Source organism: Sphingobacterium sp. ML3W, assembly GCF_029542085.1.
GTDB lineage: Bacteria > Bacteroidota > Bacteroidia > Sphingobacteriales > Sphingobacteriaceae > Sphingobacterium.
Genome location: NZ_CP107036.1, coordinates 5,963,032 through 5,975,312, shown reverse-complemented (window position 1 = coordinate 5,975,312; position 12,281 = coordinate 5,963,032). Strand labels below are relative to the sequence as shown.

Below are 12,281 nucleotides of genomic sequence, written 5' to 3'. Positions count from 1 at the left end.
TCTATTTTCTTGCTATTCAAAGTTGGCAATCAACTCTGCGCATAATATCAAATTAAAATAAAGTTAGTTTTAAAACCTTTAATGGCCGAAAATTCTCAAATATTTATTTAAATTTCAGCAAAATAACGCAAATTGTACATTCATTTGACCATCAGAAGTACTATTTTCTAATTATATTTGTCCTATAATCTCGACTTGTTTAATCAAGTTCTTTTCAAAAGCGATATGGATACTATTCAGGAATATAACAGTGTGATCAAGCACTGTCAAGATTTATTTATAAAAAAAACAAAAGATTATGGCACAGCATGGCGGATCATGCGTCTGTCTTCCATTACCGATCAGATTTATATCAAGGCACAACGCATACGTACGCTCGAGGTCAAAAAAGTATCCAAGGTTGGAGAGGGTGTCGTGGACGAATACATCGGTATTATTAATTATTGTATTATGGCTATGATCCAGATTGATCTGGGTGAAGATGGGGAGGAAAACCTTGATCCCACCTTTGTCAATCAAAAATATACCGAAAAAGTAACGGAAACCAGAGACCTCATGCTGGCCAAAAATCATGATTACGGTGAGGCTTGGCGTGATATGCGTGTTTCTTCAATGACAGATTTGATCCTAATGAAAATTCATCGGGTTAAACAGATCGAGGACAATGATGGCCAAACAATTGTATCCGAAGGCATTCACGCCAATTACCAGGATATGCTCAACTACGCAGTTTTTGCGTTAATTAAATTAGGACTAGCACAACAATAATCGGATAATGACAGCAGCACAACAGACAACAAAGACAAATTACCTTTTAGGTTTTTGCCGCATTTTCACTGGACTTCTTTTTATTTTCTCTGGATTTATCAAAGCCAATGACCCTACTGGTTTCGGCTATAAACTGCAGGAATATTTTGAGGTATTCCACTTGACTGCGTTCAATGAATACGCGACCGCTATTGCTGTAGTGATCTGTGGTTTTGAAATCCTTTTAGGTGCCCTATTGTTGTTTGGTGTCTATGCCAATTTAGTGGCTTGGGGATTGCTGTTATTGATCCTATTTTTCACCTTTTTGACATTTTATTCCGCGTTTTTCGAAGTTGTCACCTCCTGTGGATGTTTCGGCGACGCCATTCCACTGACCCCTTGGCAATCTTTTTCCAAAGATCTGGTGTTATTGGTCTTGATTCTGATCATCTTTTTTTATCGCAAACAGATCCGGCCTATTATCAAAGGTTCCGGCAATCAATTTGTCGTCACATTAATTACAGCTGTTGTTTCCTTGGGTATCGGAGTATATACGGTCAACTATCTTCCTTTTATAGATTTCTTACCCTATAAAATTGGTAATAACCTCCCTTCGCTGATGGTTCTTCCAGAGGGAAAAGAAGCTGATGTCTTTGAGCAGCTCTATACCATGAAAAACAAAAAGACAGGTGAGACCAAGAAAGTCAATGACAAAATCTATATGGCGGATAAGCTATGGGAGGACGAATCATGGGAAATCATTGGCGAGCCGGAAAGTAGACTTGTCAAAAAAGGATATGATATTCCTATTCCCGACTTATTGATCACAGACGCCGACGGTGCTGATCATACACAGGAGATCATCGCCAACCCCTATTATAATGTTATCATCGTCGCGAAGGATCTTTCGTCTACAAATATAGATGCTCTCCAGAGAATCAATCAGACAGTGACACAGATGACCAAAGATTACAATGGTCTTCGTGTTGTCCTACTGACTGCCTCTGCATCCAAAGATGCACAATACCTGAGTGACAAGATGCAATTGATTGCTGAAATATACTATGCGGATTTAATTCCATTAAAAAGCATGGTTAGAGCCAATCCGGGGGTGATCTTATTAAAAGGTGGAAATGTAATAGGCAAATGGCATTACAATAATTTCCCGGATGCAAAAACGATTGAAGACAATTTTTTAAGTAAGGACAAATAGAATAATATGCCTAAACCTATATTTTTGATTGGCTATATGGGCAGTGGAAAGACCACACTGGGAAAAAAGTTGGCCAACAAATTAGATTTACCTTTTATCGACACTGACGAAGAAATCGTGAAGCAGATCGGCATGAGCATTACCGAATATTTCGGCGAACATGGTGAAGCAGCCTTTCGAGAACTTGAGCGTGAGCAGATCCGTAAATTTGCAGACAACTATGCCGTGATATCCACGGGTGGTGGCGCTCCATGTTTTTTTGACAACATGGATTGGATCAAAGCCAATGGCTATGCGGTATATCTGCAAATGAGCCCCAAAGCCTTATTTGATCGTCTGTCGCAATCAAAATTACACAAAAGACCTATTCTAATCGGCAAATCACCGGAAGAACTACGGGTTTTTATCGAAGAGAAATTAACAGAACGCGAGCCCTACTACAACCAAGCCCATTTGACAATAGATCAGCTCAACACAACAGTAGAGACTTTAGTTGCCCTGATCAATCAGCATAATACCTAATCGTACAATAGTTAATAATGAGCATACGCCCATACTTCTTTTTTTCACTCTTGAGCTGTATACTACTTGTCAGCAGCTGTTTTCGACACAGCGGTGATACCGAAGGCTTACCTGTGGGCAAGCGCATTCAGCTGACGACCGTAGAAGATCTCTATCAATTTCTGACTTATGATGATAATCGTTATCCATTAGTCAGCCTGCATCGTGGTGGCCCCACTTCCGGTTATCCAGAAAATGCATTAGAGACCTTTGCTTACAATGCCGGTCTACAACCCGTTATCGTGGAGTGTGATGTTCGATTGAGCAAAGATTCTGCACTGGTACTCATGCATGACAATACGCTCAACCGCACCACCACAGGCCGTGGATCTGTCAGTGAACGCACATTAGCCGAGCTCAAAAAACTGCGTTTGGTAGACAACAACAAGAAAATAACACCTTACAAGATCCCCACACTTGACGAAGCACTCGCTTGGGGAAAAGGAAAGGTCATTTTTACGCTAGACATAAAAAATGATGTTCCCTACGAATCGGTGATCAATGTCATCCGTCAGCAACGTGCCGAATCCAGTGTTGTTATCATCACTTATAGTGCTGGTCAGGCTGGCAAAGTGCATAACCTAGCCGGGGATCTAATGATATCCGCTTCTGTGAAGAACCTCGATGACCTCGCCCGCCTCAACGAAAAAGATATCCCTGACAATAAGCTGTTAGCCTTCGTGGGCACACGTGAAGCCGATCCACAGCTGACCAAAGTATTGCATGATCATGGGATTATGTGTATCCTGGGCACCCAAGGTAACCTTGACAAACAAGCCGCTAAGAAAGGATTTCAACTGTATGCCAGTTTTATTGAACGTGGTGCAGATATCCTGAGTACCGACCAGCCAAAGGAGGCTGGACGGGCATTAAATTTCTATATCAAAAAAAGAGGAATAACTTCCAAATTTGTGCAATAAATCAGGTTACTCTCAAATAAGACACCTTTCTAAAAAAAATCCGCAGCCATCTATTGAAGAAGAAAGCTACGGATTTCATTAGATTTACGCTTTTATCGTAGATTTATGCTATTGTCTTGGAGCAATTATCCCTTTCTTGCGAGTTCGATCTTCGTTGAGATTTCATGAACAATTTTTTCCACGTCAGCTCCTCCACCCGAAGATTGAAAACGGATGAAACCGTCTTTATCGATAATAACCTTAGTAGGGATACCTTTGACGCCATATGTGGTAACAACAGACTTATCCCGCTCTTTCATTTCATCAAATAAAACATGGAAACTATATTTATTTTCGCTGATAAAATTATTGACCAACTCTTTATAGTTCTCCTCTTTCTGCCATGTGTTGATAAATAAAAAGGCTACATCAGGATCATTTGCATATTTGTCTACCGCAGCTTGCATTCCAGGAAAGGACATTTTGCAAGGACCACACCAGGTTGCCCAGAAATCAAGTACTACAACCTTACCTTTCATACTTGCCAAGGAAACTTCTTTACCAGAACGATCTACAAGTGAGAATTGTGCGGCCTCTTTTTTGACCATCTCAGATTTCAATTTTGAAACCAGCATTTCATCAATGCGCCCGTTTAAGTCTCTAAGATAAGTAGTCGTATCCGATAGGCTATTGTTCAATTTGCTATACAAGGGCAGCAATTCGGCCATTAATTCAGGTTCTTTTCCATTCTTAATAACTTCGGTCTCCAGGAGCTGAAAAGCATCTAAAGACCTTCCTTTCGCGGCCAAAGCTTTGGCATAAGCTATGGCCGCCGTTTCCGATGGTAATTCTCGCTGCACTTTCGCCAATATCTCCAGCGCTCTGTCCACTTGTTGATTGCCTAACAAGGCCTCCGCATATTGTAGACTAATACCACCCAGATATTGCCGTCCTGTATTTCCTTTTTGACCTTCAGTTTTTTGTTGGCTGAGATTAAGATAAACTGGTTCCAGTGTTTTTTGCGCGAAGGCATATTCCTTTTGCTGGTTTAACTCTCGGCCAATGGCGAAAACAGCATTTGTATAATTGGATGTGGATTTCAGCTGATCTAAGTAACTGTTCACCTTATCAAGGTTTTTCTCCTTTGCATACTGCTGAGCGACGGTCCCCATGGCAAATCCGTATACTCCCCTGTTTTTCTCATCGTAACTGCTTTCGGGAAATTGCTTGCTTAAACGAATATACTCCGCCTCTGCTTGCGCAGCTGTCAGTTCATTTTTTTCAAACAGCTTGCCAAAGGCTTCGTTTCGGGCCGTTATTCCTTTGGGAAATTTTTTGTTGATGCCTTTTTTTATGGCTTCTGCCTTATCATTTTTTTCCAGGCCAGTATAGATTCGTCCAGCGAGCAGCTGGTCTTCTTCCTGTTTCGATTTCGCTAAAAAATCGGCCTCTTTCAAAACCTCTGCTTTCGACTCCTCTGTATTCTTTTGGAATAATTCATTCAGATGTTTGTACAGTTCGTCCTGCGTAATCCCCTTTTTTGCTGCCAGTTGTCCGAAAGTAGCTTGACTTCCCAAAAGCAACAGGGGAATCGCCATTGTTATTAACTTTATGTTCATATTTTTTTGATTTATTTGTTTTTTATCCATTATATAGGGACTTATATTTTGCCCTTTAACTCATTATTCTACCAGTATGCCTAAATGCAGATCGACGATTTCATCAATAACATGCTTGTGAGCCTGTTCCAATACCATGGTATTGGCATTGTAGATGTAGATCGAGCCAGGTTTATCAGCAGCTGGATCGTTTGTAGCAATCATTAATTTCCCATCCAGGATCTTAAACTTGACGATATTCCCACTTGCATCCGATGGCAGTTGCACATATTTTTGGAATTCTACACCCAGGTAAGAGGCCATATAAATCGTCTTGCCCGCCGCCATATACCATCGGCTTGTACGCCCGTCAAAATAAACATAACCGATTTGACTGGATGTGGGCACTGCGGCAGTTCCCAACTGACTGAAAGCTTTTGGTTTATAATCCGCACCATAATCCAAACGATAGGAATACAATTGATTATCCTGTCTGAAGAGATAAATATGGTTGATCGACGGGATGTTGGCATAGCTACAGGCCAGGAATGTTTTCCCGTTCATCAATTCCTGACCCGCGATTTCCTTATAGTCATTTACATAAGCATATTCATTCCCGGTCACCCCATTATCCCATACACGCACTCTTTTATTATTTTCGTCGTATATACTCATAAAATAACTGCCGTTCCCAAGCGGTGTAGCAACCCCATTTGGAGCTATTTTATAATCCGTGGGATCATTGATAAATGCCGGAAGCGCGATTGTACCTTTCCTTAACACATGGAATTTACCTTTATTGACCGCGTAGACCACCTCATTATATAGATCCGTCTGTACCTGAGTGGGGCGGAACACAAAATCCCCACCCCCCACATAACTTGACGAATTGTACAATAAAGTGGGAACAAACTCGCGGGAATCAATGACCACCACGGGATTGACTGCATCCTGAATACCAATAGTCAATACATTATAGAAATCCGAAGACGAGGCACCGTATTTTTTCGTTCCGCTGATGGACAAAGGATTTTTTCCCAACTTATCCAATTTGGACAATAGGACCTGATCAAACGAGGATTTTTTAGTAATACTGGATAGGCAATAGAGCGAAGCATCTTTCGCTTTATTCTGTGTCAAAACATAGTAGCCCCATTTATAGGGGTTCACAATATTCAAAAAGCAATTGTAGCTTGTTGTGGTACCCGTTGATTTATCTGTGACATGAAACTCGGCTGAAATCTTCCCATAGCGTTTGTTCGCTACATAGAAAAGATTTTTCGTCTTGCTCACCGTTACGGAATCTACCTTCCATTCAAAAATCAGTGCACTGGTATCATTGCCTGATAATGAGCCCGAGACCGTAGGATTCAATCGAACGGTATCGTTAAAAGGAACTTCATAGATCCGTCCCGTAGGATGACTATTATCCAATAAACCGGCGATCGCAATGGTGTTCACATCTTTGTAATCATAATTGCCCAAATCCTTGGAGCAGCCTTCAAATAGAAGAATCGCCAGGAATAGAATATAGGTTAGATTTTTTAAGTTCATCTGCTTGAGCGTTAAGGTAATTGAATTCGTTCTTTCGTAATATCGCCATCCGGATAAACCTGATGGTCGATAAAATACTGCTTGAGCACCTGGATATAGTTAAATGTCACTGGATACCAACTGGCATAAGCCGAGGTAGGCATATTGTTCCAATAATATATTGGTCCCGGTGCTGCCGTAGTAAGGTCTGGTGATGGATCCGCTCCGAGATAGTAGATCTGCATCCATTGCTGAAATATTTCTTTTTGATAGGGTCCGAAATAATTCTTCCAGGTATTCCACCATTTAGGCTCATTCAGAATGTCATCAACGACAACTTTTATTTTCTGATTGTACAGGTTACCCGGAACAAATTCATTATTTCCCGCCAACCGCAAATAGAGTACTGTAGGTTTGGTCTTCATCTTAATGGAGCGCTGGAATGTGATAAACAGTGTATCCACAAAGTTATTTGCATTAATCACTGGGGAAGAGAATTTCACCGTATTGGGTTCATAGCTGGAAGAGTCTTCCACGATGTAAGCATAGGTACGGTTATTGGAGCTTGACTCCCCGCCCACAGCAATAGGCACCGCAATTGTTTTTTCCTTACGCTGCAGATCGGCATCCAGCGCAAAACCATAATAAATACTGTCAATGTATTTTTCTGCCGCCCGGGTATTGGCATTTGGATAGGCAAAATAAATATAGCTCTGCTTAGCATCAAACTGAAGCATGTTGTCATTTTTGTTACATGCACTCAAGATCACAGTAGCACAAAAAAGCAAAATATATCTTTTCATCTTGATTAATTTTGAGGATTATACAACAATTCATCCGCTGGGATCGGTAGTCTGAAAATTTCATTTTTAGGCTGCACCAATGTGGCTCGATCTATCGGCCGAAAGAGACGTTTATACTCTGTAAATAAATATCCCTCGCCAATATTTTCCTTACGCATTTCGTCAAACAATAGATCCCTAATCTTTTGTGTGGTCATATCCGCGCTCAGTGCAAGATCCGTGGTAATATTTCTTGTGTTACGAACAAGGTTTAGATATTCCATTGCTTTGGCTGGGCTAGTTGAAGCATAGTTTTCAGCGGCGATCATATAGATTGTATGTAAGCCGATTACTTTGCTTTCATACAAAGGTCTGTAATTCGCATCTGAAGGCAGCTTAGTCTGATCAAATAGGTACTTGGACAACTTCCAGGGATAGGATGTATTGGGTTGTACAAACCAGCCTGCGAGACGTGCATCGTTCAATGAGCCATGGACTGTACTATTGTAGAGATTTGTTCGCAACCAAGTATAGTTGGGAAATAAAAGCGGTGAAGTTGAGCTTGTTGTTGTCGCGTCCGCCTGAGCAAAAACAGTGCTCACCTTCGCACCTAACCTACTGGAGAACAAGGCAAAAATATTTTCCATGGGCATACGTGTATTTCCTACAGATCCAATTTCACCAGAGAGTGCCATTCGAATACTTTGTGTTGTCTTCAGTTCAGTAATAATCTCTTCCGCATATTTTCCGGCGCTGACCAGATCACCTTTCCACTGTGCCACCATGGACTGTAACGCAACAATAGCGTAATAATTCATTCGGATCCCCCTGTAATCAATCAGACTATTGTATTGCTCATAGGCAAATTGGTTTAAATTGGCATCACGCGCATTTGACCGAATAGGATCTTTATCCAGTAAAGCACGGGCCTCGGACAGATCTTTTTCCAATAAAGCGATCACCTCTGCTGCGGAAGAAAATTTAGTAGCCGAATAGACGACCGCAGTCCGATAAGGAATCGCTTTCGCCTCAACCCCTTCACTCGGAATGGATGGTCCAAACAATTTTAACAGCTGAAAATGACAGAAGGCCCGCAGTCCAATAGCCTCACCACGCACGAGGTTGTAGTAGCTGTCATTTTTTATACGGTCTACATTTCCCAGAATAATATTCGTCTGATTGATACACTGATAAAATCTCGCCCAGATGTTATCGATCATTTTCTTGGGCTCATCGTAATTATACTCATAACGAAAGGGTCGATAATATTTATGGGCCGAATTGGTCACATTATATGATCCCACCAGACTTTCCATAAAACCATATTTCATCTCCCGACCATACAGCGTATCCGTATTTAATGTTTCGTATACACCCGCCAGCGCCGCATTGAAACCTGAACGATCAGTGAGCAGATCTTCTTCATAGGCCTTATCCGTAGGGTTTACATTTAAGAACTTTTCGCAGCTTGACAATATGCCGAGCATCACGATGGCAATTAGTAACTTTTTCATACTTTAAAATTGAACCATTACACCAAAATTAAATTCACGGGCATAGGGATAGCTTATACCCCGTTCCATGCGTACCGTGCTCCAGCGAAACATATCGTTCATGGAGAAGTTCAGCCTTAGCCTCTCCAACTTATACCGCTTGAGGATTTCATTACTGAATGAATAATTGATATTGATCGTCGAAAACCGGAGGTAAGACTCCGTCTGTATAAAACGGCTGGAAGGCTGTGTAAAAGACTGATCACCAATAGCCTTGTATTTCGTCAGATCACCAGGCTGTTTCCATCGTTCTTCCAATACACGGCGGTCCGCATTTTGATAAGCGATATTATTTTCGATCTTATCCATCAGTGTCTGATTGTAAATATCCCCGCCTAAGGAATAGTTACCAATAATTTGCACTGATAGTCCTTTGAAGTTGACCGAAGTACCAACATTACCGTATAAGGTTGCCTCGGTATTACCAACGACCTGTTGATTATTGGCATCCCAAACATAGGTAACATTACCATTCCGATCCCGGTACAATTCACGTCCATTGGCCGGATCTATCCCTAGGGAAGGTACCGCACGGATAACGCCGAGGGACTGTCCTTGCTGATAATATTGCGACGGCTGTATGACGTTTCCTTTGCCGTCTTTCTTGACCAACGACTCATTAAGTGTGCGCAGTTCGTTGGATATTTCTTTCAATTTACTCCTATTCTGTACAGCGCCGAGCGAAAGGTACCAGCTAAAATCTTTTGCAGGATTACTGAGTAGCCGCATGTTGGCCATGACCTCAAAACCTTTGTTCTGTACCTTTCCGAGGTTCTGAAAAAATTTATTCTGATAGAACCCGAAAGAAGGGGCCACGTTGACCGTGGAAATCATCCGGTTGGTAACCCGGTCATAAAATGAAACATCAATTTTCAGAAAATCACCTTTGATGCCAAATTCCGCCCCTACGCTCCTTTGCTGCTGTTCAGGCCAACGAACTGCCGGATTTCCCTGACCGCTATAGATTGCGGCATATTGATTGTAATAATTACGACCCGACAAAAAGTTGTACGATGTGCTCACCATGCCTACATTAAAATCACTGACTGTACTCGAGGTACCCGCATTCAGATACCAGCGTAATCTTGTCAAAAAATCATTTTTAAACCATTCCTCGTTATGCATATTATAGGAAAATCCTGCGCTCCAAAAAGTTCCAAAACGATTTTGACTGCCATAGATCGAGGCACCATCTGAACGCAGTGTACCACTGACATTATATTTATTGTCGTATGTATAGAACAAGGAACCCAAAAATCCGACAGACCGCACAGGCAACGACGTTGACTCAGGCAGTGACCCGGTCGCATATTGCAAAGCCATTTGCGGCGTCATAAAACGATCATCCACATAGCCTGTCACTGTATTCAGATTTCCGACGGTATTCTGCTTTCGAATCTCAGCGACGGCATTGGCCACCAATTGATGTTTGCCGAATTTATTGGAATATTGCAGATCTACTTTTCCTTCGTATTTGGTGAAATTCTGGTTTCCAAAAGTATAGGCACCTTTCAGATTAGCATCTGTAATATTGGTGTAATCCGTATGAAATGGTGATTTATACTTGTCTATATCGGCGCTTATCCTGACAATAGTCCCAGAAGCCCTCACAATCAATTTGGGCAACGCAAACCATTCAATAGACATATTGTTCTGCAAGGTTTGGCTTACTTGATCACTGCGGAAACCAAGCCCCGCGTTATAGAGCGGGTTAAACATTGTTTCCCCCCAACTATACCACCGCCCCAGTTCCCCAAAGCGGATGTTGTACTTTCCCTGCTCATCATAAATTTTCTCATAGGGATTGAGTTTGGTGTAGGTATCGAAATTCCCGTACGGACTATCGTATGCTTTCGTATAAAGATAAGTAGCCACATTGCGGAACGTAATGACATTTGGTATCCGATAAATCAGCGTAAAACCCGCATTTCCACGTGTTCTCCCCGACTCTTTCATAACGCCTTTGTTATCAAAATAACCACCTTCAAGGCTATAACGCACGCCATTTCCCCCGCCTTCCATCCGCAGGCTATGATTGATGGAGAGTGTATTTCGCACCGGCTGCTTCAACCAATAGGTATTCACTCCGCCCAACACGTCCTGTTCACGTTTGGTCAGTAGATTATTATAATGCTCCTGCTGAATCAGGTCCCATGCTGCATCGCCGCTTTTTGATGTATATAAATCCGCCAGCTTTTCATACTGCAGTTTCTCCGCGGCATTCATGAGGTTATAATCCGAAAGGTCGACCATGGACACTGATGGTTTCATATCATAAGTCACGGTAAATTTACCGTCTTTGGGCAATCTGGTTTCAATAACAACCACCCCATTCCCACCACGGGAGCCATACAAACTCGTGGAACTCGCATCCTTTAAAATGGAAATTGTTTCAATGCGGTTAACATCAATGTCGTACAAAGTAGTAATCGGCACTTCAAAACCATCCATGATAATCAATGGTGCATTGACGGCATATTCCCCTACACTGGAGACCCCCCGAATATTAATCTGTGGCATCACGTTGGGATTGGAACCCGCATTTACCCGTTCGTCTACCTTAAAAGAAGGATCCAAAGCCTGCAGTACCGTAAAGATGTTTGTGGAATTGAACTTTTCCAGTTCCTGTCGGGTCACCATCGTCGCCGCTCCTGTAAAATTATCGCGGCGCACCCGCGTGTATCCCGTCACTACCGTTTCATCAATTTTATTCTCGACCTGACGCATAATCACTTGTAGCGGCGCACCCGATGCTACTTTGACCTGCTGAGTTTCATAGCCTATCATCGAAAATATCAGTTCCAGCGGTTCATTGACAACAACATAAAACTGGCCATTTTCTCCAGATAAAACACCATTACGCGTACCTCCCAAAATTTTAATGGAGACCCCGGCCAAAGGCTTCCCCCCCGCATCCCGTACACGCCCTTCTACCCGTATCTGACGCTGTTCTGTTGCTTGATGTCTGTGTTTGCCGTACTGGTCATTGTTTGTTTTATTTGGCAATGATTCTTTCCTACGTACCAAAATGGTATTGTTGCGAAAAATTAAATCGACATCCTGCCCTGCAGCAATTTCCCGTAACACCTGCTCGATATCTTTGTCTTTCACCTGAATACTGATCGGCTTACTGCCTTTAAGTGAGGCCAAATCACCGATCAGATCTACATTCGCCTGTTTCCGGATCTTCTCTAGGACCGAATACATGGAGCTTTTGCTTTCTTTGAGTGTAATACGCTGCGCCACGGCCGTCCCCACAAAGCCCGATAAAAGTAATCCGCTCAGCATCAATCTCGACAAACATTTACCGACATCTTTGGGCAAACCGGTAGCCGCCATTCTTTTTTCAAAATGGTAAACTTTCATTTTCATAAGGTTAGTTTTTGTTAGTTCGT

General features: G+C 42.1%; 9 protein-coding genes. 4 read left to right on the top strand and 5 right to left on the bottom strand.

The annotated features are described in order from the left end of the window. Positions 1-225 precede the first annotated feature (225 nt). The 4 genes from OGI71_RS24720 to OGI71_RS24705 are packed head-to-tail and all read left to right on the top strand — an operon-like array spanning position 226 to position 3,441. Positions 226-768, top strand: a complete 543-nt coding sequence (locus tag OGI71_RS24720) for a DUF1599 domain-containing protein (protein WP_259187495.1) — start codon at positions 226-228, stop codon at positions 766-768. 7 nt (positions 769-775) lie between these two features. Next, positions 776-1,960 (top strand): BT_3928 family protein, encoded by a 1,185-nt coding sequence (locus OGI71_RS24715; protein ID WP_282252746.1) that lies wholly within the window; start codon positions 776-778, stop codon positions 1,958-1,960. Between the two features lie 6 nt (positions 1,961-1,966). Then, positions 1,967-2,482, top strand: coding sequence for a shikimate kinase (locus tag OGI71_RS24710; protein WP_282252745.1), 516 nt, complete (start codon positions 1,967-1,969; stop codon positions 2,480-2,482). 17 nt (positions 2,483-2,499) lie between these two features. Continuing rightward, on the top strand, positions 2,500-3,441 hold the full coding sequence (locus OGI71_RS24705; protein ID WP_282252743.1) for a glycerophosphodiester phosphodiesterase family protein: 942 nt from the start codon (positions 2,500-2,502) through the stop codon (positions 3,439-3,441). Positions 3,442-3,566: 125 nt separating this feature from the next. On the opposite strand, the gene OGI71_RS24700 is transcribed toward OGI71_RS24705, so the two are convergent. The 5 genes from OGI71_RS24700 to OGI71_RS24680 form a co-directional block, all read right to left on the bottom strand. Then, positions 3,567-5,039, bottom strand: coding sequence for a TlpA disulfide reductase family protein (locus tag OGI71_RS24700; protein ID WP_282252742.1), 1,473 nt, complete (start codon positions 5,037-5,039; stop codon positions 3,567-3,569). Between the two features lie 63 nt (positions 5,040-5,102). Then, positions 5,103-6,572 carry a PKD-like family lipoprotein gene (locus OGI71_RS24695; RefSeq protein WP_282252741.1) on the bottom strand — a complete coding sequence of 490 codons (1,470 nt, stop codon included), beginning with the start codon at positions 6,570-6,572 and terminating at the stop codon, positions 5,103-5,105. A gap of 11 nt (positions 6,573-6,583) precedes the next feature. Then, positions 6,584-7,354 carry a DUF4843 domain-containing protein gene (locus OGI71_RS24690; RefSeq protein ID WP_282252739.1) on the bottom strand — a complete coding sequence of 257 codons (771 nt, stop codon included), beginning with the start codon at positions 7,352-7,354 and terminating at the stop codon, positions 6,584-6,586. Positions 7,355-7,359: 5 nt separating this feature from the next. Further along, positions 7,360-8,847 carry a RagB/SusD family nutrient uptake outer membrane protein gene (locus OGI71_RS24685; RefSeq protein WP_282252738.1) on the bottom strand — a complete coding sequence of 496 codons (1,488 nt, stop codon included), beginning with the start codon at positions 8,845-8,847 and terminating at the stop codon, positions 7,360-7,362. 3 nt (positions 8,848-8,850) lie between these two features. Next, positions 8,851-12,258 (bottom strand): SusC/RagA family TonB-linked outer membrane protein, encoded by a 3,408-nt coding sequence (locus tag OGI71_RS24680; RefSeq protein ID WP_282252736.1) that lies wholly within the window; start codon positions 12,256-12,258, stop codon positions 8,851-8,853. Positions 12,259-12,281: the final 23 nt, after the last annotated feature.